The 21551-nt window shown below is 62.2% G+C and carries 23 protein-coding genes and 1 pseudogene; 14 read left to right on the top strand and 10 right to left on the bottom strand.

The window, feature by feature from the left end:
* Positions 1–21 precede the first annotated feature (21 nt).
* On the bottom strand, positions 22–900 hold the full coding sequence (coxB, locus tag AC0L15_RS09335; RefSeq protein ID WP_236387989.1) for a cytochrome c oxidase subunit II: 879 nt from the start codon (positions 898–900) through the stop codon (positions 22–24).
* Positions 901–1275: 375 nt separating this feature from the next.
* Between coxB and AC0L15_RS09330 the strand changes: the two genes are divergently transcribed.
* The 3 genes and pseudogenes from AC0L15_RS09330 to AC0L15_RS09320 all read left to right on the top strand — a co-directional run bounded on the left by AC0L15_RS09330 (position 1276) and on the right by AC0L15_RS09320 (position 3864).
* Positions 1276–1896 carry an invasion associated locus B family protein gene (locus AC0L15_RS09330; RefSeq protein ID WP_287245048.1) on the top strand — a complete coding sequence of 207 codons (621 nt, stop codon included), beginning with the start codon at positions 1276–1278 and terminating at the stop codon, positions 1894–1896.
* Between the two features lie 243 nt (positions 1897–2139).
* Complete coding sequence (gene tldD, locus AC0L15_RS09325) at positions 2140–3552, top strand: metalloprotease TldD (RefSeq protein WP_287245050.1); 1413 nt, start codon at positions 2140–2142, stop codon at positions 3550–3552.
* A gap of 43 nt (positions 3553–3595) precedes the next feature.
* Positions 3596–3864, top strand: a pseudogene (locus tag AC0L15_RS09320) (AbrB/MazE/SpoVT family DNA-binding domain-containing protein).
* Here AC0L15_RS09320 and AC0L15_RS09315 read toward each other — a convergent pair.
* The 4 genes from AC0L15_RS09315 to AC0L15_RS09300 all read right to left on the bottom strand — a co-directional run bounded on the left by AC0L15_RS09315 (position 3861) and on the right by AC0L15_RS09300 (position 6849).
* Positions 3861–4367: an RES family NAD+ phosphorylase gene (locus tag AC0L15_RS09315; protein WP_287245051.1), complete on the bottom strand. Its 507-nt coding sequence runs from the start codon at positions 4365–4367 to the stop codon at positions 3861–3863. The pseudogene AC0L15_RS09320 and the gene AC0L15_RS09315 overlap by 4 nt on opposite strands.
* Positions 4360–4731: an antitoxin Xre/MbcA/ParS toxin-binding domain-containing protein gene (locus AC0L15_RS09310; protein WP_287245053.1), complete on the bottom strand. Its 372-nt coding sequence runs from the start codon at positions 4729–4731 to the stop codon at positions 4360–4362. Before AC0L15_RS09310 ends, AC0L15_RS09315 begins: the two co-directional genes overlap by 8 nt.
* 85 nt (positions 4732–4816) lie before the next feature.
* Positions 4817–6058 carry a class I SAM-dependent RNA methyltransferase gene (locus AC0L15_RS09305; RefSeq protein WP_287245055.1) on the bottom strand — a complete coding sequence of 414 codons (1242 nt, stop codon included), beginning with the start codon at positions 6056–6058 and terminating at the stop codon, positions 4817–4819.
* Complete coding sequence (locus AC0L15_RS09300; protein ID WP_473496274.1) at positions 6055–6849, bottom strand: TlyA family RNA methyltransferase; 795 nt, start codon at positions 6847–6849, stop codon at positions 6055–6057. The genes AC0L15_RS09305 and AC0L15_RS09300 overlap by 4 nt, the downstream gene beginning before the upstream one ends.
* Before the next feature lie 172 nt (positions 6850–7021).
* Here AC0L15_RS09300 and AC0L15_RS09295 point away from each other — a divergent pair, with 172 nt between their 5' ends.
* Entirely contained in the window at positions 7022–7423 is a 402-nt protein-coding gene (locus tag AC0L15_RS09295) for a GFA family protein (protein WP_287245058.1), read from the top strand.
* A 120-nt stretch (positions 7424–7543) separates the two neighbouring features.
* Here the strand turns inward: AC0L15_RS09295 and AC0L15_RS09290 are convergent, their stop codons facing one another.
* Positions 7544–8206, bottom strand: coding sequence for an FMN-dependent NADH-azoreductase (locus tag AC0L15_RS09290; RefSeq protein WP_287245059.1), 663 nt, complete (start codon positions 8204–8206; stop codon positions 7544–7546).
* 98 nt (positions 8207–8304) lie between these two features.
* Here AC0L15_RS09290 and AC0L15_RS09285 point away from each other — a divergent pair, with 98 nt between their 5' ends.
* Positions 8305–9168: a LysR family transcriptional regulator gene (locus tag AC0L15_RS09285; protein WP_287245061.1), complete on the top strand. Its 864-nt coding sequence runs from the start codon at positions 8305–8307 to the stop codon at positions 9166–9168.
* A 266-nt stretch (positions 9169–9434) separates the two neighbouring features.
* On the opposite strand, the gene AC0L15_RS09280 is transcribed toward AC0L15_RS09285, so the two are convergent.
* From AC0L15_RS09280 to AC0L15_RS09265, 4 genes are all read right to left on the bottom strand, one after another.
* Positions 9435–9920 carry a DUF302 domain-containing protein gene (locus AC0L15_RS09280; RefSeq protein ID WP_287245063.1) on the bottom strand — a complete coding sequence of 162 codons (486 nt, stop codon included), beginning with the start codon at positions 9918–9920 and terminating at the stop codon, positions 9435–9437.
* A 178-nt stretch (positions 9921–10098) separates the two neighbouring features.
* Positions 10099–11301: an MFS transporter gene (locus AC0L15_RS09275; RefSeq protein WP_287245660.1), complete on the bottom strand. Its 1203-nt coding sequence runs from the start codon at positions 11299–11301 to the stop codon at positions 10099–10101.
* A gap of 92 nt (positions 11302–11393) precedes the next feature.
* A complete protein-coding gene (locus AC0L15_RS09270; protein WP_287245066.1) occupies positions 11394–11894 on the bottom strand; it encodes a cupin domain-containing protein in 501 nt (166 codons plus the stop codon).
* 202 nt (positions 11895–12096) lie between these two features.
* A complete protein-coding gene (locus AC0L15_RS09265) occupies positions 12097–13011 on the bottom strand; it encodes a LysR family transcriptional regulator (RefSeq protein WP_128172043.1) in 915 nt (304 codons plus the stop codon).
* A gap of 147 nt (positions 13012–13158) precedes the next feature.
* Between AC0L15_RS09265 and AC0L15_RS09260 the strand changes: the two genes are divergently transcribed.
* The 9 genes from AC0L15_RS09260 (at position 13159) to AC0L15_RS09220 (ending at position 21507) form a co-directional block, all read left to right on the top strand.
* Positions 13159–13989, top strand: coding sequence for a 3-hydroxybutyrate dehydrogenase (locus AC0L15_RS09260; protein WP_287245068.1), 831 nt, complete (start codon positions 13159–13161; stop codon positions 13987–13989).
* Between the two features lie 51 nt (positions 13990–14040).
* Positions 14041–15126, top strand: coding sequence for a patatin-like phospholipase family protein (locus AC0L15_RS09255; RefSeq protein WP_287245070.1), 1086 nt, complete (start codon positions 14041–14043; stop codon positions 15124–15126).
* 217 nt (positions 15127–15343) lie between these two features.
* Positions 15344–15613: a BufA1 family periplasmic bufferin-type metallophore gene (locus AC0L15_RS09250; RefSeq protein WP_091595987.1), complete on the top strand. Its 270-nt coding sequence runs from the start codon at positions 15344–15346 to the stop codon at positions 15611–15613.
* A gap of 32 nt (positions 15614–15645) precedes the next feature.
* On the top strand, positions 15646–16674 hold the full coding sequence (gene bufB / locus AC0L15_RS09245; RefSeq protein ID WP_287245072.1) for an MNIO family bufferin maturase: 1029 nt from the start codon (positions 15646–15648) through the stop codon (positions 16672–16674).
* Positions 16661–17437 carry an HvfC/BufC N-terminal domain-containing protein gene (locus AC0L15_RS09240; protein WP_287245075.1) on the top strand — a complete coding sequence of 259 codons (777 nt, stop codon included), beginning with the start codon at positions 16661–16663 and terminating at the stop codon, positions 17435–17437. The genes bufB and AC0L15_RS09240 overlap by 14 nt, the downstream gene beginning before the upstream one ends.
* Positions 17438–17473: 36 nt before the next feature.
* Positions 17474–17929, top strand: coding sequence for a DoxX family protein (locus AC0L15_RS09235; RefSeq protein WP_287179825.1), 456 nt, complete (start codon positions 17474–17476; stop codon positions 17927–17929).
* 30 nt (positions 17930–17959) lie between these two features.
* Positions 17960–19261: an NAD(P)/FAD-dependent oxidoreductase gene (locus AC0L15_RS09230; protein ID WP_287245662.1), complete on the top strand. Its 1302-nt coding sequence runs from the start codon at positions 17960–17962 to the stop codon at positions 19259–19261.
* Positions 19262–19295: 34 nt separating this feature from the next.
* Positions 19296–21101, top strand: coding sequence for an adenylate/guanylate cyclase domain-containing protein (locus AC0L15_RS09225; RefSeq protein ID WP_473496272.1), 1806 nt, complete (start codon positions 19296–19298; stop codon positions 21099–21101).
* 28 nt (positions 21102–21129) lie between these two features.
* Positions 21130–21507: a DUF3307 domain-containing protein gene (locus AC0L15_RS09220; RefSeq protein WP_287245079.1), complete on the top strand. Its 378-nt coding sequence runs from the start codon at positions 21130–21132 to the stop codon at positions 21505–21507.
* Positions 21508–21551: the final 44 nt, after the last annotated feature.

Raw genomic sequence — 21551 nt, 5'->3', positions numbered from 1 at the left:
TGATCTTTTCTGGTCGCGGCATCAGTTGCCGGCGGCCGCTACCTTGTCTTTGCCGTCGACCTCGGCCATCAGCGCCTTGTTGGCGCCGGGAAGGTCGGTGCCGGCTGCTGCCAGCCAGGTCTTGTACTGGGCGTCGGAGACGACGCGGATCGCGATCGGCATGAAGGCGTGGTCCTTGCCACAGAGCTCCGAGCACTGGCCGTAATAGAGGCCTTCCTTTTCCGCCTTGAACCAGACCTCGTTGATGCGCCCCGGAACCGCGTCGGTCTTGATGCCGAAGGACGGCATGGCAAAGGCGTGGATCACGTCCGCCGCAGTCACCAGCACACGGGTCATGGTGTTGACCGGCACCACCATCTCGTTGTCGACGGCGAGCAGGCGAGGATAAGCGCCGCGGTCCTCCTTGCCGGCCGCGGCGCGGTCAGAATCCGCCAGGATCGCCGAGTTGAAGGAAAGCGTGTTTTCGGTCTGGTATTCGTAATCCCAGTTCCACTGGTTTCCCGTCGCCTTGACGGTCAGCTTGGCTTCCTCCGGCGGCGTGTATTGCGCAGTCAAGAGCTGGAACGAGGGGATGGCGAGCAAGAGCAGGACGACGACCGGCCCGACCGTCCAGATCACCTCGATCAGCGTGTTGTGGCTGGTGCGCGACGGGGTAGGGTTGACGCTCGCGCGAAACTTCAGGATGCAATAGGCGATGAGAAAGAGCACGAAGAGGGTGATCGGCACGATGAACCACAGCGTATAGTGCTCGAACCGGGCGATCTGCCGCATCATGTCGGTGGCTGCGGGCTGGAAGGTCATCTCCCACGGCGCAGGCTGGGCCGCATGGGCGGATGCACCGGTGAACAGTGTGGCGGCAGCGCTTGCCAGGAGTTTGGCGCCTGCTAGGAATTTTCTCATTGCCGTCATTAACTCCCAGTTCCTCGCGATCGGACCGCAAGAATATCGACCAACGCCGGGAGGGGAATCCCGGATAGTCCCGAGGCTGGTTCAAACCATACTCTATTTGCCTCTGCAAGAAAGGAGCGGGGGAAACCGTGCGGCATTTTTGCGCGCAAGCGCGGCTGCGCCTTGTGGCGGCGGCCGCGGCGGTGGCGGACCCGCGAATGCCCGAGCGGTGGAGTGTCCCGGCAAAATGCGCCGGGCCGTCGCAATTCGGGCGAATTTGGCACGGAAAAGCGCACAATTGCCTTGGTCGAGGCAGGCCGGCAGTGGTCTCATCCTTTACTTGCCCTTGGCGCGGCTTAAAGTGCCGTGATTCGCAATGGAGCCGTCATGAACTCTTGGCTTTCGGGACTTGGGCATTCGAGACTTGGGCTTTCGAGACTTGGGCTCTCGAGAAGCTTGGCGAAGGCCATCCTTCTCGCCGCCGTGTCTAGCGTTGGCCTGTCTGGCGTTGGCTTGTCTGGGATCGGCCTGTCCTATGTTGGCTCGTTCGGGGTCAGCCAGGCCAATGCCGCGCAGCCAAGCGGCAAGGTGCGGACGACGCATGGCGCATGGTCGATCATCTGCGACACGCCGGCTGGCGCCACATCGGAACAATGCGTGATGATGCAGAACGTCGTCGCCGAAGACCGTCCCGAGATGGGGCTTTCCGTCGTCGTGCTGCGCACTGCCGACAACAAGGCCGAAATCCTGCGCGTGCTGGCGCCGCTCGGCGTGCTGTTGCCCAACGGGCTCGGCCTCAATGTCGACGGCAAGGACATCGGCCGGGCCTATTTCGTGCGTTGCTTCCAGGACGGCTGCTATGCCGAGGTCATTCTCGAAAAGCCGTTGCTCGATACGCTGAAGACCGGAACGTCGGCCACCTTCATCGTCTTCCAGACGCCGGAGGAAGGCATTGGCATCCCGGTCGAGCTCAAGGGTTTCGCCGACGGTTTCGCCGCGCTGCCTTGAGACGGGGCGAGAGGCCCAAAACCCTGCTGACGAAAATGGGATTGTGACCGCCTTTGGCTACAGCGCCGCGCATCCACGGACGCGCAAAGGACGCTGTAGCGCTTCGATTTTGCGCATGATCCTTTCCGAAAATCGATTCCGATTTTTCGGGGTCATGTACAGACAATGGTCATTGCCGATTGTCTGGACGCACCTTCGCGCCTACATCGTGAGGACAATCTCTTTCCACGGACGGACCGCGCCATGAACAGCCTGATCGGCCAATTCGACATTTCCGACGATCGCATCAAGCAGATCGTCGCCGAGACCATCAACGGCGCCGACGACGGCGAGTTGTTCCTCGAATACAGCGAGAACGAAGCGCTGATGTTCGACAATGGCCGGCTGAAGACCGCCAATTTCAACACAGACCAAGGCTTTGGCCTGCGCGCGGTCGCCGGCGAAGCGAGCGGCTACGCGCATTCCAGCGATCTTTCGGAAGCGTCGCTGCTGCGCGCGGCCGACGCTGTGTCGACCGTCAAGAGCGGCTATTCCGGCACGCTTGCTGCGGCTCCCGCCCGCACCAACCGCCATCTCTATGGCGACGACAACCCGATCCCCTCGCCCTCCTTCGAGGCCAAGGCCAAGCTCCTTCAGGAAATCGATGCGTGGCTGCGAGCCGAGGATCCGCGCGTGCGGCAGGTGACGGCGTCGCTCGCCGCCTCCTGGCAGCATGTCGAGATCGTGCGTGCCGACGGCCAGATGGTGCGCGACATCCGCCCGCTGGTCAGGATCAACGTGTCGGTGGTGGTCGGCAACGGCGACCGCCAGGAGAGCGGCTCCTTCGGCATGGGCGGACGCAAAGGGTTTGGCGAATTCCTGGTCGAGGAGAGCTGGAAGCACGCCGCCAAGGAAGCGCTGCGGCAAGCGCTGGTCAACCTCGAGGCCATCCCGGCGCCGGCCGGGACGTTCGACATCGTGCTGTCCAGCGGCTGGCCGGGCGTCATGCTGCACGAGGCCGTCGGCCACGGGCTGGAAGGCGACTTCAACCGCAAGAAGACATCGGCCTTCGCCGGGCTGATGGGCCAGCAGGTGGCCGCCAAGGGCGTCACAGTCGTCGACGACGGCACCATGGCCGAGCGGCGTGGCTCGCTGACCGTCGATGACGAAGGCACGCCGTCGGCCCGCAACGTGCTGATCGATGACGGCAAGCTTGTCGGCTATATGCAGGATCGCCAGAACGCCCGGCTGATGGGCATGAACGCCACCGGCAACGGACGGCGCGAAGGCTACGCGCACCAGCCGATGCCGCGCATGACCAACACCTATATGACTTCAGGCGACATGGAGCCGGACGAAATCATCGCCTCGGTCAAGAACGGCATCTATGCCGTCTCCTTCGGCGGCGGCCAGGTCGACATCACCTCGGGAAAATTCGTGTTTGGCTGCACCGAGGCCTACATGATCGAGGACGGCAAGGTGACGCAGCCGATCAAGGGCGCCATGCTGATCGGCAATGGGCCGGATGCCATGCATCGGGTTTCGATGATCGGCGACGACATGAAGCTCGACACCGGCATCGGCATGTGCGGCAAGGCCGGCCAGGGTGTGCCGGTCGGCGTTGGCCAGCCGCACCTCAGGATGAACCAGATGACGGTTGGCGGAACGCGGGTTTGATAGAAGCTGCGGTTTTTGTCTTACATTCAGAGGATGCGCCGCGATGGCCAACCCGGAAAGACTCGTAACCACTGTCTCGACCAAGGGGCAGGTCACCCTGCCCAGCGCGATCCGCAAGCGGAGGGAATGGGACGCCGGCACACGTCTTCTGGTCGAAGATACTCCGGAGGGCGTGCTACTGAAGCCTGCGCCAGTCTTCGCCGAGACACGGCCAGAAGACGTGTTTGGATCCCTGCCCCATAGACGTTGGAAGAAATGGACGCGGGTGTGCTGGCCGAAGCGCGGCGGCGCGGCCGGCTCGAACTGCCCTAAAGCCATGAAGCCGGCGTTTTCGGCAAGCGATGGTCGGGATCGATGACCTTCAGACGGGGTGTGTTGCTCTCGTTCCATCGCCACAGCGCGACGCATGTGCCGCCGGGCGACATGAAGGAGGGGTAGATCACGCCATGTTGCCCGTCGGCAATCAGGCGATCTCTCAGCGTATGCGTCTCAGGCACAAGGCCTTGATCCATGATGTCGCGCCATTCACATCGGTGAATGTCCGCCGTCACGCCGAGCTTGGTCAGCACATCAGCGTCCGTAAGGTCGGCCAGGCGCGCGCCTGAAAGTGCGAGTTGCGCAATTAGCGCCGGATGCTGGACAAAGCCCTGATTGTACTCCGCCCAAGCAGTGGACAATTCGCCCGCGGCATAGATCGTCGTGGCGCCCACTGGATTCCAGCGACCGCCAAAGCGGGCTGCTCCTTCGCCGGAAAGCGGCAGATGCGCCCAACGCGGCACGAAGGCGCGCCATAGGCTCAGTCTGTTTTCAGGCATAGATGCCGGAGCGGACTGCCTCCAGATAGGCAAGCACCTTCTCCGTCTTGCCCTCTCGAACGAGATCGTAGGCGGTCTTTCCCGCCCAGCCGGGGATCGGCTGATGCTTGAACCAGATTGCCGCACGCTGTTCATCGCCGGCCATCTCGCCTGCCATCGCAAGGATACGGACGATCGGACTTAATGCGGCGTCGACCTTGCGCGCGCCGGTCTTGGCGGCAAGCGTGTTGCGCGCGACGCCGATCAGGCTCGCCAGTTCGGTCAGATTGACGCCCAGCAGTTCAGCCACCCGTCTTGCCGAAAGAAATGGCGTCCGCTCGTCGCCAAAGCGCGATGCTCTGATATCGAGAGCTGCGGTATTCATAACAGGTTCCTAGCACGTTTTGAACAGAACACGCTCAAAATACGCTCATTTTACGCGAAATTCAAGCTCAACAAATGCGGACCCGTTACCGCCTTCGCTTCGGCTTCTCCAGAAGCGCGACGGCCTCGACATGCGGCGACCACAGGAACTGGTCGATCGGCGTCACGCTTTTCAGGACGTAGCCGCCGTCGACGAGGATGCGCAAGTCGCGCGCCAGCGTCACCGGATTGCAGGAAACCGCGGCGACCAGCGGCACGTCGGAACGGGCGATCTGCTTCGACTGGTCTTCGGCGCCGGCGCGGGGCGGATCGAAGACGACGCCGTCGAAGGCATTCAGTTCCCTCGAAGTGAGCGGCCGCCGGAACAGGTCGCGGCGTTCGCTGGTCACGCGCTTCAGACCGCTGGCGAAACGGAATGCCCGGTCGAGCGCCGAAAGCGCTGCCGCATCCCCCTCCACCGCATGGACCTCCGACCTGGCGGCGAGGCGCAGCGCAAAGCTGCCGCAGCCGGCGAAGAGATCGGCTATCTTCCTGGCACGCGCGAGGTGCCGGCCGACGATGTCGGCCATCGCCTGCTCGGCGGCCTCGGTCGCCTGCAGGAAGGCGCCCGGCGGCACCGCGACGGCGACGCAGCCGAACAGCACCACCGGCTTGTTGGGCTCGATGATGATCTCGCCATCGATCGAAAGCCTTGCCAGCCCCTGAGCGATGACGAAATTGGAAGCGACGCGGCGCTGGTTCTTGCCGAGCTTGCCGGACTCGTGAACCGCGACATCGAGGCCGGAACCGGTTACCGTGACCGTCATGCGGAACGATTTCGTCGTTGCGCAAACCAGTTCGGCGAGTGCTCTCAGACGGTCGAGCATTGCGACGATCTCGGGGAGCGAGATCGGGCATTCCTCAATGGAAATGATCTCGGACGACAACGCCCGAACGAAGCCGAGCAGCATGCCGGCCTCGCTCCGCCGGGTGGTGAACACGACGCGCCGGCGCGTCTGCGGCGCGCACGGCACCAGCGCGTCAATGTCGCAAGTGATGCCCTTGCTGTTGAGCGCATGCGCAACCTTGTCACGCTTCCACCGATGATAGGCTTCGGTCTCAAGATGCTGGATGGCGCAGCCGCCGCATTCGGTGAAATGCCGACAGGCAGGGTCGATGCGAAGCGGCGAAGCCTCCAGCACCGACATCAGCGTGGCACGGTCCCTTTCGCGCGCGGCGGTGACGGTTTCACCGGGCAGCGTGAACGGAATGAAAAGCTCGCCGGTTTCGGTCTCGGCGACGCCGTCGCCCTGGGAGCCCAGCCGTGTGATCGTGAAGCGCGCGGTCATCGGCCTCCGATCCCCCGGTTCTCGATAACGGCGTCCTTGATCCCGGCGAGCAGGAACTCGCGGTTGCCGTCGCCGCCTTCGATCGGCGACAGATGCAGTCCGAGCGAGCGCCAGCCGGGGACGCCGTCCAACCAATCCTGCAGCAGGCCGGCAACCCGCGCGGCATCGTATGGATCTTTCAGCAAGCCGCCCTTGCCGATCGCCTCGCGGCCCGCCTCGAATTGCGGCTTGACCAGAAATATTGCTTTGGCGCCGCTCCTGGCAATGGCGAGCGCCGGCGGCAGCGCCAGTTTCAACGAGATGAAGCTGACGTCGGAGACGATAAAATCTGGAATGCGATCGGCAAGATCGGCGGTCGAAAGATCACGGGCGTTCAATCCCTCGATGACCGTCACACGCGGATCGCCGGCGATATCCGGATGTATCTGGCCATGCCCGACATCGATCGCCGTGACATGCGCCGCGCCGCGTCCGAGCAGCACTTGAGTGAAGCCTCCGGTCGAGGCGCCGACGTCGAGCGCTTCGCTGCCGGCTGGATCGAGGCCGAAATAGTCGAGCCCGGCGATCAGCTTCAGCGCAGCACGCGACACATAGCCCTGTGCCGGATCATCGACTTCTATGAGGCAATCAGCCCGGACCGTCTGGCCGGGCTTGCGGGCGATGACGCCGTCAACCGTCACGGTGCCGCGCTCGATCGCGTCGCGGGCGCGAGAGCGGCTGGGGAACAGGCCCCGCGCGACGAGGAGTTCGTCGAGCCGCTTGCGTGTGCTGGCTGGCAAAGGCGAGTTCATCGGCCTTCATGGCGAAAGCCTGTCACGAAGGCAAGGATATTGGCAAGACAACGAACATCTTGCGAAAGCGGCGAGCGCTTCAGGCCGCACCACAACCTGTTGAAATCGCACTGGGTCCGGCACAATGTTGGGAACAATGCTCGTTGTTGCTGCCAGAAGGTGAGGAGGACGAATGCTGACCGGAACCTGCCATTGCGGCGCGGCCCACTGGACTTTGGAGGGCGATCCCGGCTCGATCACAGCCTGCAACTGCACGCTTTGCCGCCGCTATGGCGCGCTGTGGGCTTACGATTATGTTGACGAACGCATCCGTCTTGCCGGACCGACAAGTGCTTACACGCGCTCCGGAAAGGATGCCCCGTCGCTCGAGATTCTGTTCTGTCCAACATGCGCCTCTGTGCTGGCCTGGCGTGGTTTGCGCGCCAGTGCCGCCGGTCGCACTCGGATCGCCGTCAATGTGAGGCTTGCGCCGCCTGACACCGTCGCCGACTTGCCAATCGATCATTTCGATGGTCTCCACGCGTTCGAGGACCTGCCGCGCGATGGTCGCTGCGTGCGCGATATGTGGTTCTGATGCATGTCGCTCAAAAACATGCCCTCGGGCTTGAACCGAGGGTGCTCCGTCGCACCATAAGGCGACCTTCCCGGCCAGTCTCCAGAGCCGCCCTTCTTGTCCGCAGCTGGCGCTTCGTAATCATGCAATCGCCTCTGTTGTCTGCGACAGCAGATCTTCCGCCAGCTGTAACGCGACCTCCCGTGCATCCTGGCGAGCCGCATGGTCAATATCGGGTCCAAAGAGGGTTTTCTGGATGATTAGACTGCGGACATCTTCGATACCGATGAAGCGCAACCACGCTTCTACATAGGGTTTTTGAAAGTCGAAGCGCTGCGCCGGCGTGATGGATTGCGCCGCATAGTCGAGACCTCGCGCATGGACGACCACGGCGGTCTTATCCCGGAGCAGTCCTGCGAACCCGTGTTCAGGGTCGAACGAGAAAAGGATGTCCTTCTGCGATACCAGGTCGATGAAGTGCTTGAGTTTGTAGGGAATGCTGAAATTCCACAGGGGCGTCGACAGCAGGACAATATCCGCCCAGTGCAGTTGTTGCGCCAATTCTTGCAATGTGGCCCATGCCTGCTGTTGAGAAGGGGTAAGCGGCGTGCCGCTGAGCCCCGCATATTTGGCCAACATCGCGTCCTCACCGAATTCGGGGAGGTCGACATCCCATAGGTCGAGCGTTGAAATCGCCAAGTCGGGTCGCCGAGCACGACAGCTTTGAACAAAGGCCTCGGCGACCTCACGCGAGGCGGAACGCTCTTTGCGGGGCGAGGAAACGATATGCAGCAGCTTGGTCATGGATCATCCTTGCTCATTATGATGAACCGTATTGCGTCATATCTTAATTCGATATAAAAATTGAGATTATCGACAATATTCATCATGGATCAGAATATATGCTGGAATTGGTCCTGCTCAGGACGTTCGTCGCCGTGTTCGACGAAGGCGGCTTCAGTCGGGCAGCGGCGCGACTGAACCTTACGCAGTCGGCCGTCAGTGGGCACCTGCGTCGTCTCGAAGAGCAGGTCGGAAAGCCGTTACTCAAAAGGACGACGCGCTCGCTGGAGATGACACAAGATGGCGAGCGCCTGCTCGCCTATGCCCGGGCGATGCTCGCCCTTAACCGGGATGCTTTGGCCGATCTGGCGCAGGCACCCTTTCACGGCAGAGTTCGCGTCGGCCTCTCGGAAGACTTCGCACAGGTCCCCATCCTTCGCGCCTTGCAGGCATTCGGCGCCGATCGCCGCGGATTGCAGATCGAGGTGCAAGTCGGGATTCCGGGTGCGCTGCTCTCGAAGATGAAGGAGGGCAATATCGAACTGGTGCTCGGATCCCAGTGTGAGGGTGAGGAGATGGGGCGCCTCCTGTGGCGCGAGCCTCTTGTCTGGGCATGGGCGGATCATACCGGCGTGGAACTTCCGGACCCGCTGCCATTGGCCGTGTTGCCGGAACCTTGCCCCTACAGGGAAGTTGCTCTTGAACGGCTTGCCAAGGCCGGGATCAGCCAGCGCATGGTGATGATCTGCACCAGCAACGCCAGCCTGAGGGCGGCTGCCCTCTCAGGCTTCGCTGTAGCGCCGATGATCGTCAGTCAGCTGAGAAACGGCATGGTCAGTGTACCCGAAAGCTACGGCCTGCCAGAGTTGCCAGAAGCGCAGTTCAGGCTATTTGCCGCATCGAAAGGCGATACTTCCGTCCTCGAAGAACTGGCGGAGGCCATCATGAACGCCGTTCCTCGAAGGCACGCTGGCGAGGAGTGACCCTGACCTCGCACCGACGCGGGATCCGTTGCATGCGGTGGGAAAACCCCAAAGCACACGGATGGGTTCGTCCAAGATTCAGGCGTCCTTTAATTCACCGCAGCAATATGGACCCTCATCGCCAACCGCGAGTTGGCTACGCCGCGGGCACGCCAACGTCACCGCTGAATGCCACGCCGTTTTGCAGAACTTGACACACACACACACAACTGGCGCAAAACTTTCGGGGCCGGACGTCCAGCCGGCAGCCGGCCCCGCTTCAAGGGTCATTTCTCGATGCTGGAGGTGACGGACTGGATCACTTCGGTCGCCATCTTGAATTCCCTGGTGCGGCTTTCGATGCCGTGGCGCCTGGCGATGTAGTCGAAGTCGGTGTAGGCCGCGTAGACCGAGCCATCAGCCGTCTGGTAAACGACGACGCGCACCGGCCAGTCGAGGCCGGCTTTCGGGTTCGCGGTGATGAAGGTCGTGCCGAGTGCCGGGTTGCCGAACATGATGAGCCGCGACGGGCTGACGACGTTGCCGGCGGCGTTGCCGAGCTTGGCCTGGTCGATGACACCGAACAACGTGATGCCCTTGTCGGCGACATCCTTCTTGATCCGCGACACGGTCTCTGCAACCGAATAGCCGCTCTTGACTGTAACGACGCCGTCGGACGCCGTCTCAGCATTGGCCTGGGCCAGAAGCCCCGGGGTGGCAAGCGTCAGGACAAGCGCCGTCGACGCGAGGGTCGATTTGACTGAATTGATCATTTTTCTTTCTCCGTGAGTGAAGCCGGTCCGATGACAGGCTGGAAGAAAGGATGCGGAAAGGCTCGGCGGATTGATAATGCCGTTTGCTGCCTGAATTGATGAGTGCGGCGTATGGCTGGCAGGTTCCATGGAAATGCCGCCGCTCATGAGCGGCGGTAAACGTCGAGGTGAAGCGGGATCAGACGCGTGGCGCCGTCAGCGGGCGGGCGATTATCGTTGCCGCGATCAGGGCGGCGACGAGAACAACAACACAAGTGGTCCAGCCGAGCCGGTCATAGACCTGGCCGAGGACAAAGCTGCCGACCAATCCGCCGGAATAGTATGAAGCAAGGTAGATACCGCTCGCAGCGGCCTTGTCGCGGGCGGCGACGCGGCTGACATAGCCGGTCGTGATCGCCTGCGCCAAGAATGTTCCGATGGCAATCAGCGCCATGCCCGCAAGAACGATCGGCAGATTTGGAGTGAGCAGCGCCAGAAGGCCGGCGATGGCAATCCAGAGCGTCAGGACGATGCCGCTGGCCGGGCCGAACCGCCTTGCCACGCGGCCGGCGAGCGGGGTTGTCAGCATCGACGGCAGAAATACGAAATAAACAAGACCGAGCGCCATCGGCGACAGGGCCAGCGGTGCTGCGGCCAGTTGGAAATTCACATAGGTAAACGTGCCGATGAAGACGAACAGGATCAGGAAGCCGATCGCGAAGCTGCCGCGCAGTTCTCGGTTCTTAAAGTGGGCTTTCCAGGCGCCACCTACGAGAGGGTGGTCGGCGTCGATTCGCATCATGCGGTCGGTCTTCTTCAGAGTCAGCCAGACCAGCAACGCGCCGGCAATATTTAGGGCAGCGAAGGTCAGGAAGTTGATGGAGATGCCAAAGCCGTCCGCAACAGCCGCCGAAAGGATGCGGCCGAAGAAGTTGCTGGCGACGTTTCCGGTGACGTAGGCGGCGAGCGCGCCTGCCGCCTGGCCGGGTGAGAAATGCTCGGCGAGGTAGGCGATCGTCAACGTGAAGGCCGCCGACATGCACAGGCCCTGCAGGACGCGCAGGAGGGCAAACATTGCGATGCTGTTGGTCATCGAAAGTAGCGCGGTCGGTATGGCGAGCACGACAAGGCTGAACCATATCCCGTTGCGCCGGTCGATGTTGCGGCCGAGCAGCGCCACCGCGACGCCGGCGATCGCCATTCCAAAGGTGCTGGCATTCACCGCGAAACCCATCGTCGCGCGGCTGACGCCGAATTTGACGACGAGCGAGGGAAGGATCGCCTGCGCGGCGAAAAGGTCGACGAGCGTCAGAAATGCGATCAAGGCAATGATGCCGAAGCGCAGGCTGTCCGTCGACACCCTGCGGAGCTTCGAGGCAACGGCTTCGTCATAGCTGGCCATCGGAATTTTTCCGTGCATGGTTCGACGCTCCCGAAGGGGACCGGGAACGCCGATGGAGGTTGAGGGTCAATAAGCGGGACGCTGAGGTCCGGTTACATCGCGTCGTGGGCCTCCATGTCCGGCGGCAGGATGTCGGCCGAATAGAGCACGGCAGGAACCGAACCGTTGTTCTTCCACCAATGCGCGAGTTGGCCGAACTCGGCGGTGGCTTCGCCGGCCTTGTGCTCGATCGCCACCTTGCAGGTGTTGCTATATTCGCTGATCGCGCCCTCAGCGACCAGGATATTTGCCGGACGCGTGGAGTGGTCGTGCCACGGCACGACGCCGCCGGGCTGCACGACGAGCTTGCGCAGACGGAACCTATTGCCCTTCCAGGCGTCGCCCTTCGTGCTGAGGTCGATCGTGCTGATGACCTCGTCGGTGACACCTTCCGGCGCGCTCGGCATCGACTGAACGGCATTGGTGGCGACCTGGTCGACCGGGCATTCGCCGGCGTGGGCAGGTGCTACAGCGAAAGCCGCGACCGAAGCGAGCAGGCCGAACGCAAGAACAAGTTTGATCGGGTTGCGAGGTGCTATGACTTTCAAAAACATTTTGCGGTTCTCCTTTTATCGAGCCCGGCAATGGGAATTCATGCGGGGCGTGATGTGGAGATTGGGCGAGCACGGCTCCGAAGAGAAATGCCGGGTACTTCTGAATTCCATAGCCTGAAGCTATCGCGTGAGCCTGGGCGCAGTCGTACCGGCTCGCACCCGAACACGCAGGCGTAATCCTGCGTAGTCGACGGAGTTTCGATTACGCGGCGGTACGGCGCATCGAAACCGGTGATGCGCCCTCTGCCCAGCCATAGGATTTGACCGCACCGACAAATGTCGACACCGCGGGCGAGAAGCGGCGGCCGGCGACGGTGACGAGGCACACATCGCGGGTCACCTCCGGCTCTGTCACCGGCCGCACCTGCAGCCCTGGAATCACGGCGGTGTATTCGGGGAGGAAACAGATGCCGAGCCCTCCGGCAACCATGTTCTGGATCCAGTCCTCTCGCTCGCTGGAATAGGAGATGCGAAGCTTCACTCCGCGCTCGACGCAAAGATGAGACAGATGGTCCCAATACTCGCAGTTGACGCGTCTCAGATAAATCTCGCCATCGATCGCGCTGATTGGCACGGTCTCGTGCTGCGTCAGCCGATGGCCGGTCGGGAACGCCAGCATGAAGCGTTCGCGAAAGAGTGGCGTCACGTCGAAGCGTTCCGGGAACTTTTCGCTCGATGACATGATTGCGACGTCGATGTCGCCCGCCTCGAGCAGTTGTGAGAGCCGGCTTGGTACCCCTTCAACCAACTGCAACTGAATTCCCTTGTGGCGCATGTTGAAATCGGTGAGCAAACCGGTGAAGCGGCGCGGGCCGATCGTGCACATGATGCCGACCTTCAGATTCGCGTCCTTGAGACAAAGGAAGCGCGAGGCTTCCTGACGCACGCCGCTCAGTTCATCTGATATCTGTTGGAAACGCGGCCGAAGCAGCGCGCCAAGATCGGTGATGTGGGTCAGATTGCGCTCGCGCCGGAACAAAAGGCCGCCGACCTCGTCCTCGAGCTGCTGGATCGCGCGGCTGAGCGCCGGCTGGGTGACGTTGCATTTCTCGGCGGCGCGCGTGAAGTTCCGCGTATCGCAGACGGCGAGGAAATATCGGATGTGGTGGATGTCCATGCCAATCCCCTAGCGCGCCCGAGCCTTCTCCAGCCAATGCAATGGACGCATGGATTTGATAGCACAGCGGCATTTTATTGTTGAGCGCGCATCGCTCAAGGTCCCGCAGAACAGCCGCAGCGTTGCGGCACATCAACGGAGACCGAAATGCTCAACGCCAGCAAACCTGAAACCGATACGCTTGCGATGCGCCGCCCCCTGGAAGGCCGGACCGCGATCGTGACCGGCTCGACCAGCGGCATCGGCCTCGGCATCGCCCGCGCCCTGGCGCAGAACGGTGCTGCCGTCATGCTGAACGGTTTCGGGGATCCGGTGGAAATCGAAACGCAGCGTGCCGCCTTGGCCGAGGAAAATGACGTCGACATCGCTTACGACAACGCCGACATGTCGAACCGCGACGCTATCCACATGATGGTGGAACGGGCCGTTGCGCGCTTCGGCCAGATCGACATCGTGATCAACAACGCGGGCATACAGCATGTTGCGCCAGTCAGCGAATTTCCCGTCGCCAAATGGGACTCGATCCTGGCGATCAACCTGAGTTCGGCTTTCCATCTGATCCAGGCGACCTTCGAGCCGATGAAGGGTCGCGGCTATGGCCGCATCATCAACATCGCTTCCGCCCATGGGCTGATCGCCTCGCCGTTCAAATCAGCCTATGTCGCCGCCAAGCACGGCATGGTCGGGTTGACGAAGGTGGTCGCACTCGAGGGCGCCGAGTACGGCGTGACTTCGAACGCGATCTGTCCAGGCTATGTCTGGACGCCGCTCGTCGAGAGACAAATCGAGGATCAGGCGAAGTCGCACCACATCGCCCGCGACGCCGTTATCCGCGATATCTTTCTGAAGAACCAGCCGACCAGACGCTTTGCGTCTGTGGAAGAGATGGGAGCGCTTGCGGTGTTTCTCTGCAGCGACTGCGCAGCTTCGATCACCGGCACAGCCTTGCCGATCGACGGCGGCTGGACTGCGCACTGAGCGCACCGTCATCGTCAAAACGTCTGCAATTTTACGCGAGGAGGATACCCGATGAACACTCATGCCGAGGTTGTGAAGCTTGCCTCCAGCCAATCGGAACCGGCCGCGCCCAGCGTGGTCCGCGGGAAGCGGACGATCAACCTCGCGCTTCAGGGCGGAGGCGCGCACGGCGCCTTCACATGGGGTGTCATCGATCGACTCCTTGACGAGGAGAACTTGTCCCTCGAAGGGGCAGTCGCCACCAGCGCCGGGGCCATGAACGCGGCGGTGCTTGCCTACGGGCTCGCCGAAGGCGGACGGCGCGGCGCGCAGAAGGCGCTTGCGAATTTCTGGCGCCGCGTCAGCCACGCGGCGGCCTTCAGCCCTCTGCAGCCGAGCCTGCTTGACAAGATGACCGGGTCGCGTTCGCTCGAATACTCCCCGGCCTTCCTGATGCTCGATATGGTGACGCGGTTGATGTCGCCCTATCAGTTCAATCCCTTGAATTTCAATCCGCTGAAAAACGTTCTCGAGCAGTCTCTCGATCTCGATGCCGTCCGCATGTCGCGCTGTCCTTTGAAACTCAACATCTGCGCGACCAATGTGCGGACCGGGAAGGTCAAGGTTTTCTCCAATGACGAGCTGTCGATCGACGCCATCATGGCGTCGGCATGCCTGCCGTTCCTGTTCCAGGCAGTCGAGATCGACGGCGAGGCCTATTGGGACGGCGGTTATATGGGAAATCCGGCAATCTTCCCGCTGATCTATTCCTGCGACACGCCGGACGTGCTGATCGTACACATCAATCCTATAGAACGCGCCGAACTGCCGCGCTCGGCGACGGATATCCTTAATCGCATCAACGAGATAAGCTTCAACTCTTCGCTTTTGCGGGAAATGCGGGCGATCGCCTTCGTCACGCAACTGATCGACTCGGAGGCCGGCCAGACGCTCGACCTCAAGCGCATCTTCGTCCACGGCATTTCGGATGACGAGACCATGAAAAAGCTTGGCGTCTCCAGCAAGCTCAATGCCGATTGGGGCCTGCTTACGGATCTTCGCGACCGCGGCCGTGAACGCGTCGAGGAATGGCTCGAAGCCAACTATAACCATATCGGACAGCGTTCGACGGTGGACATCCACGAACGCTATCTCTGACAACAACTCCCGGCCGGCATTATCCCCTCTGGATGCCGGTTTGCTGAGCCCTCCGGCAACCCTCCCGGAGGGCTCTTTTCATGCCGCCGGCGCATACAGCGCGTCTATCGAAACCATGCAAAGACAGCATTTCAGTTGATGGCTGCGATCGAAGAGAGTGGCTTCAGACGGGCTGATCGCCGGTCTGAACCAAACACAAACCCAGGAGACGGAAATCATGATCAATACCAAATCGCTCATCGGCTCGGCTTTGGCCGCGGCTACCACGCTCGCCGCCAGCGCTGCCTTCGCCGGTCCGGCCGCTCAGCCGGAGTTCTCGTTCGAAAAGTGCTACGGCGTCGTCAAGGCCGGCCAGAACGATTGCCAGACCGCCACGCATTCTTGCGCCGGGACCTCTACGGCCGACAACCAGTCCGACGCATGGATCTACGTGCCGGCCGGCACTTGCGGAAAGCTTGCCAGCGGCAGCACCGAACCCAAGGCCTGATCCACCCCCACGCAACCCAATGGAGACGACTGATGCCCAATAAGCTTCCCACCCTCCCAATTCCGCAAGCCGCGGGCATCGGTCTTCGCTCGCCGCACATTGCTGAAATGCTGAGCCGCCGCCCGTCGGCGGGTTGGCTGGAGGTTCATGCCGAAAACTACATGGGCGGTTCTGCTGCCGTCGCCGCGCTCGAAAAACTGCGTGAGACCTACCCCCTTTCTGTTCACGGCGTAGGCCTGTCTCTCGGCAGCGCTTCCGGCGTCGACCGCGACCATCTGGAACGCATGCGCAAGGTATGCGTGCGCTTCGAACCCGATCTTGTTTCCGAACACCTCGCCTGGAGCGGCGCCGATGGCGCCTACCTCAACGACCTTTTGCCACTCCGTTACGACGAAGCAGCGCTCGCGATCGTCGCCAACAATATCAAGCTCGTTCAGGACACTCTGAAACGCCGCATCCTGATTGAAAATCTCTCTGCCTATATCGAGTTCAGCGGTTCGACGATGACGGAGGCCGAGTTCTTGGCCGAACTTGTGAAGCGCACGGGATGCGGCCTGCTTCTCGACGTGAACAACGTCTACGTTTCCGCCCACAATCTCGGCTTCGACGCGGCTGCGTTCATCGAAGTGCTGCCTGCCGAGGCGATCGGCGAGATCCATCTGGCAGGCCATGCCGTCAACGACGTTGGCGATGACACGGTCCTGATCGACGACCACGGCTCGCGCGTGCCGCCCGCCGTGTGGTCACTCTATGCCGGCGCGATCGAGAAATTCGGCCCACGCCCCACCCTGATCGAATGGGATACCGACGTGCCCGTGCTCGACGTGCTGCTGGGCGAGGCAATGTGGGCGGATATGCTTGCCGCTTCGATCGCCTTCCGCAAGCGGCAGGATTCCCTTCCTGTTTCCGCGCCGAAGCAGTCCGCTCCAGGCATTGTCGTTCCGTTCGAACGCGATGCACCGCGCGGGCAGATGCCGGTGCTTGCCGCTTTCGATGCGATCAAGCCCGCGCGCCTCGCTGCAGACCGTGACGCCAGGAGGATCCGCCATGCTGCCGCTTGAGCATCTGCAGAACATCATAGCGCAGTCCGTGCTTGGCAACCCGCAATTCGGCCTTTCGTCGCTCGTTTCAGCGGGCCGCGCCGATCCATGCCGACGGCTGCGCATCTATGAGAACAATACCCGCGCCTCGCTGACAGCGACGCTGATGGCCGTATTCCCAGTCGTCGTTCGCATGGTCGACGAGCGGTTCTTCCGCTATGCCGCAAGCGAGTTCATTCGTCAGCATCCCCCCGGCGAGCCAAGGCTGGTGCGCTACGGCTCCGACTTCCCGCGCTTCCTCGGGACCTTCGAAGGTCTGGCTGAAATGCCCTTCGTCGCGGAAACGGCGCGGCTTGAATGGGCGATCGCCGAGGCGCTTGATGCGGCATCACTGCCGGCCCTGAACCTGGCGGCACTGGATGGCGAAGCCTCAAGCTCGACCCCCGAACTGATGCTCCAGCCATCCTTGCGCCTCGTTATGTCGCATTGGCCGGTACTATCGATCTGGTCGGCGCATCAGAACGGAGGCGTTCCGGATCAAGCTGATGTCCGGCAGCGAAAAGCCGAGCGCATCGCGCTCTGGAGGCACGGCGACAATGTGCGCTTCGCGCGCCTCACGAGCGCCCAGTTCTCGTTCCGCCATTCCCTGAAAAAGGGCCTCGGCCTGGAGAGGGCCGTTTCACGCGCCCTCACGCACGAACCAACGTTCGAAGTCCTCGGCGCCCTCGTCAGCCTGTTCGGCGAAGGCTTGGTGACCGGCATCGGCTTCGACCACCCGCAGTAATCGAAAATGGAGAGACCAATGAGCGTGACCCGCGAAATGCCTTCAACCAGTGGCCGCAGCCTAACTGCCGCCTATCGCAGGGCTCTGAACCTGGCGGGCAGCATACCCCTTTCTCTCGTTCAGTTGGCGGCTCGCGTCGCGGTCGCCCACGTGTTCTGGCAATCGGCGCAGACCAAGCTCGCTTCCTGGCCGGTAACGCTACAGCTTTTCGCGTTTGAATATAATCTGCCGCTGATCGACCCGGCGCTGGCGGCCCCGCTCGCGACAGCCGCCGAAATCATCGGCGCCGCATTGCTTTTCCTCGGCCTGTTCTCTCGCCTCGGCGCGCTGATGCTGCTCGGGGTAGTCGCGGTGATCCAGATCTTCGTCTATCCAGGACACTGGGGCGAACACCTCATGTGGAGTTCGCTGCTGCTGCTCATTTTGGCTCGCGGCGCAGGCGTCGTATCGTTGGACTATCTGGTCGACGGCTATTTCCGTCGCGGAGCGTGAACAATGCTGCGGCAATCCAGCGAAGAAGTGATGAACTTGGCAGAGTTGGAAGCGACGCCGACCAAAACAGATGCGCTTCCACCGCGCCGGCCGCGGGTCGTCATTCTCGGCGCGGGCTTCGGCGGCCTCAACGCAGCGCTCGGGTTGCGCAACGCGCCGGTCGATATTACGGTCGTCGACCGCCGCAATTATCATCTGTTCCAGCCGCTGCTTTATCAGGTGGCGACGGCCGGCCTATCTCCGGCGCAGATCGCCACGCCGATCCGCCGCGTCCTCGCCAGCCAGAAGAATGCAACCGTCCTGATGGAAAAGGTGGAGGGCGTCGACACCGCTGCGCGGACTGTGCTGACCGGCAGCAGGCGAATTCCCTACGATTACCTGATCATCGCCACCGGCGCCCGCCACGCCTATTTCGGTCACGACGCCTGGGAAGCAAATGCTCCCGGCCTCAAGACCATAGGCGACGCCACCGAAATTCGCGCCCGCATATTGACCGCGTTCGAAAAGGCAGAAGTGACCGACGATCCGGCTCTTCGTGAAAAACTCCTTACCTTTGTGGTGGTCGGCGGCGGACCCACCGGGGTCGAACTCGCGGGCGCTATCATCGAACTCGCGCGCAAAGCGATCGTTCGCGATTTCCGCAACATCGATTCCTCGACCGCAAGGGTTGTACTTGTCGAGGCCGACGAACGGCTGCTCACCGCATTTCCGGAGAAGCTCTCGCAATCGGCCGAATCACAGCTCGAAAAGCTTGGCGTCGAGGTCAAGCTCGGCGCCGCGGTTACGGAGTGCGACGACAATGGCGTCGCGCTCGCGGATGGGCAATGCGTCGCTTCAGCCTGTGTGCTCTGGGCTGCCGGCGTCATGGCCTCGAGGGCGGCGAAATGGCTGGACGTCGCGGCCGATCGCGCCGGCCGCGTCGTTGTCGACGGACATCTGCATGTACCTGGCCGCGAAGGCGTCTATGTCATCGGTGATACCGCTTCGGTAAAGGGCAAGGACGACCGTCCGGTTCCGGGCGTCGCCCCTGCCGCGAAGCAAATGGGCCGCTATGTGGCAGACCTCATCAAGGCGCGACTTGCCGGGCGGACGGCAGAACCTTTCCGCTACACCGACTACGGAAATCTCGCCACCATCGGCCGCAAGGCCGCCGTCGCGGATTTGGGACCCGTCCAACTGAGCGGTTTCCTGGCCTGGCTGCTCTGGAGCTTCGCGCATCTGTGGTTCCTTGTCGGTTTCCGCAACCGCACCGTTGTCTTCCTCGATTGGGCTTGGGCCTATGCAACATTTGACCGCAGCGCGCGCCTCATCACCGAACGCCGCGACCGGTAGGTGCCGCCTGCCGCGCATAGCGCTTGGGCGGGCGATGACGGCGCTGCTGCTCATGGCGGTCATGTCGACGGCTGCATCGGTGCATATCATCTGGGAGCGCACGGCAACCCGAAACGTCGAGAAGATCGTCGCCAGCCTTGGCGCCCAGAGTGCCGATTCTGTCCGCGGCGAATTGACATCAACGCTGGCCGTCGTGGCAGGCACGGCCGAGATCATCCGCTCGATCCTGTTCCAAGGCACGATCAAGGCCGATGACGAGGTCAGACGCGAGTTCCTGTTCCTGTCGCTGCTGCGTGAACAGCGCGCGATCGGCTGGATCGGAATTGGCTTCCCCGACGGACGGTTTTTCGGCTCGCACGCGGCGGCCGGCGGCAAGATCGAGATGGTTGAAATCGGCCCCGGCATGCCGGGAAAGCCGCGCCCGTTGCGTCGTGATATCTATCATCCCATCCCCGGCGATGTGATGTTCGAACAACGCATCCATGGCGAGACCGCTTACCTAGCGCTCGGTGCGCCCTGGTATCGCCGGGCGATGGACTCGACGGAACCTGTCTGGAGCGTGATCGACGTCCTGCCCAATGGCTTCGAGCCCTCGGCGGTTGTTTCAAAGCGGGTCGAGCTCTATGGCAGGTACCAAGGCGTGGTCATGGTGGCCGTGAGTTTCGCCAATTTGTCGCAGGCGCTGAGTGGTCTGCAAGTATCAGGTCACGGCAAGACGTTCGTGCTGGGCGGTAGCGACAAAGTACTGGCTGCATCGGATGCGCCCGGCGGTCCTATGCCTGCTCATCTTCGCGATTTTCCAAAAAGCGATGCGCTTGCCGCCGCGGTGGGCGACGCCATTTCGATGATGAAAGGGAACGAATTTCGCACGCTGGTTGATGGTGGCGAGATCGGCCCGGTCTACGTCTCGTCGTTTACGCTCCCCTTCGAACAATGGCGGCTCCTGACCGCGATACCGCGCTCCTCCTTCGCGGAAGAGATCGACCGTAACACGCGTCGGGTGCTGCTGGTGGTCGCCGGGCTGGTCGTGCTGGCAGCGGCCACTGCCGTGCTCTTTTCGAACCTGCTTTTCGCCAGGCCAATCCGCCAGCTTGCCGCGCAGCTCCGTGAGATCGAACGGTTCTCGCTCGACCAGGTGCGGCATGTTCCGACATTCCTGGCCGAACTCAATGATTTCTCGGAAGCGCTGAAGCGCATGGCGGGCGGCCTGTCGGCTTTCGCCAAATACATGCCCCTCGACGTCGTCCGGCCCCTCGTCGCGGGCGGGCTTGAGCCTGCGCCCGGCGGCAGGCTCGTGGAAGTGACCGTGATGTTTGCCGATCTGCCGGGCTTCACCGAACTCACCGAGCGGCTCGGGCCCGATGTCCAGCCGCATCTCACCAATTTTCTCACGCTCGCAGTCGAAGCCATTCATTCCGAAGGAGGCACCGTCGACAAGTTCATTGGCGACGCCGTTATGGCCATCTGGAACGCACCGACAGCCGTGCCGGATCACGCACGCCGCGCATGCAGCGCTGCAGCCGCGATCCGGGCCGCGATGCATGCGCTGCCCGCCGTTTCGCCGGACCACAGCGACATACGGGTGCGAATTGGCATCAATACCGGCGCCGCGATCGTCGGCAATGTCGGATCGGCCGAGCGGCTGAGCTATACGGCCATCGGCGATACGGTCAACCTGGCAAGCCGTCTCGTTGGCGTCGCCAAGGAACACGGCGTCGAAATCGTGCTCAGCGACATGACGCTTGCGCAGACAAGCGGCCAGATCGCCGCGCAGCCACTTGGCATCACGAATGTTCGCGGGAAGGCAGTCCCGGTCCTGATACACACGCTCGCAACCTGAACAACCGCTGCGGCCATGGAGTATGGTCATGGAAATAATGACTTTGACGCTCGCAATGCTTTTCTGCCTCCAGCTAAAGCACTTCATTGCCGACTATCTGCTCCAGCCCGGCTGGATGTTGGGCGGAAAGGGCGATCTGCGCCGCGTCGGCGGCTATGTCCACGCGGGCTTGCATGCGCTAGGCTCTTTGCCGGCCCTTCTCATCGCCGGGCTCGAACCCACCGCAATCGTCCTGCTTTGTGCCGCAGAATTCACGGTCCACTACGCGACAGACTATACCAAAGCCGGGCTGTCCGGGCGCAGCCATGCTGGCCCCGACACGCGGACATACTGGGCCATGCATGGGGCTGACCAGTTCTTGCACCAGCTTACCTATGTCGGCCTGATCTTCGCTGCGCTCGCTTAGAGAGAGGAATTTGAGGCGGGACAACGAGGCATGCCTCGGAGATA

The organism is Mesorhizobium sp. WSM4846 (assembly GCF_055811415.1).
This window is presented reverse-complemented; position numbering and strand designations above follow the sequence as displayed.

Excerpts from the sequence above, each read along its gene's own strand:
- coxB (WP_236387989.1), bottom strand. The coding sequence starts at position 900 with ATGAGAAAATTCCTAGCAGGCGCCAAACTCCTGGCAAGCGCTGCCGCC.
- AC0L15_RS09330 (WP_287245048.1), top strand. The coding sequence starts at position 1,276 with ATGAACTCTTGGCTTTCGGGACTTGGGCATTCGAGACTTGGGCTTTCG.
- tldD (WP_287245050.1), top strand. The coding sequence starts at position 2,140 with ATGAACAGCCTGATCGGCCAATTCGACATTTCCGACGATCGCATCAAG.
- AC0L15_RS09315 (WP_287245051.1), bottom strand. The coding sequence starts at position 4,367 with ATGCCTGAAAACAGACTGAGCCTATGGCGCGCCTTCGTGCCGCGTTGG.
- AC0L15_RS09310 (WP_287245053.1), bottom strand. The coding sequence starts at position 4,731 with ATGAATACCGCAGCTCTCGATATCAGAGCATCGCGCTTTGGCGACGAG.
- AC0L15_RS09305 (WP_287245055.1), bottom strand. The coding sequence starts at position 6,058 with ATGACCGCGCGCTTCACGATCACACGGCTGGGCTCCCAGGGCGACGGC.
- AC0L15_RS09300 (WP_473496274.1), bottom strand. The coding sequence starts at position 6,849 with ATGAACTCGCCTTTGCCAGCCAGCACACGCAAGCGGCTCGACGAACTC.
- AC0L15_RS09295 (WP_287245058.1), top strand. The coding sequence starts at position 7,022 with ATGCTGACCGGAACCTGCCATTGCGGCGCGGCCCACTGGACTTTGGAG.
- AC0L15_RS09290 (WP_287245059.1), bottom strand. The coding sequence starts at position 8,206 with ATGACCAAGCTGCTGCATATCGTTTCCTCGCCCCGCAAAGAGCGTTCC.
- AC0L15_RS09285 (WP_287245061.1), top strand. The coding sequence starts at position 8,305 with ATGCTGGAATTGGTCCTGCTCAGGACGTTCGTCGCCGTGTTCGACGAA.
- AC0L15_RS09280 (WP_287245063.1), bottom strand. The coding sequence starts at position 9,920 with ATGATCAATTCAGTCAAATCGACCCTCGCGTCGACGGCGCTTGTCCTG.
- AC0L15_RS09275 (WP_287245660.1), bottom strand. The coding sequence starts at position 11,301 with ATGGCCAGCTATGACGAAGCCGTTGCCTCGAAGCTCCGCAGGGTGTCG.
- AC0L15_RS09270 (WP_287245066.1), bottom strand. The coding sequence starts at position 11,894 with ATGTTTTTGAAAGTCATAGCACCTCGCAACCCGATCAAACTTGTTCTT.
- AC0L15_RS09265 (WP_128172043.1), bottom strand. The coding sequence starts at position 13,011 with ATGGACATCCACCACATCCGATATTTCCTCGCCGTCTGCGATACGCGG.
- AC0L15_RS09260 (WP_287245068.1), top strand. The coding sequence starts at position 13,159 with ATGCTCAACGCCAGCAAACCTGAAACCGATACGCTTGCGATGCGCCGC.
- AC0L15_RS09255 (WP_287245070.1), top strand. The coding sequence starts at position 14,041 with ATGAACACTCATGCCGAGGTTGTGAAGCTTGCCTCCAGCCAATCGGAA.
- AC0L15_RS09250 (WP_091595987.1), top strand. The coding sequence starts at position 15,344 with ATGATCAATACCAAATCGCTCATCGGCTCGGCTTTGGCCGCGGCTACC.
- bufB (WP_287245072.1), top strand. The coding sequence starts at position 15,646 with ATGCCCAATAAGCTTCCCACCCTCCCAATTCCGCAAGCCGCGGGCATC.
- AC0L15_RS09240 (WP_287245075.1), top strand. The coding sequence starts at position 16,661 with ATGCTGCCGCTTGAGCATCTGCAGAACATCATAGCGCAGTCCGTGCTT.
- AC0L15_RS09235 (WP_287179825.1), top strand. The coding sequence starts at position 17,474 with ATGCCTTCAACCAGTGGCCGCAGCCTAACTGCCGCCTATCGCAGGGCT.
- AC0L15_RS09230 (WP_287245662.1), top strand. The coding sequence starts at position 17,960 with ATGAACTTGGCAGAGTTGGAAGCGACGCCGACCAAAACAGATGCGCTT.
- AC0L15_RS09225 (WP_473496272.1), top strand. The coding sequence starts at position 19,296 with ATGACGGCGCTGCTGCTCATGGCGGTCATGTCGACGGCTGCATCGGTG.
- AC0L15_RS09220 (WP_287245079.1), top strand. The coding sequence starts at position 21,130 with ATGGAAATAATGACTTTGACGCTCGCAATGCTTTTCTGCCTCCAGCTA.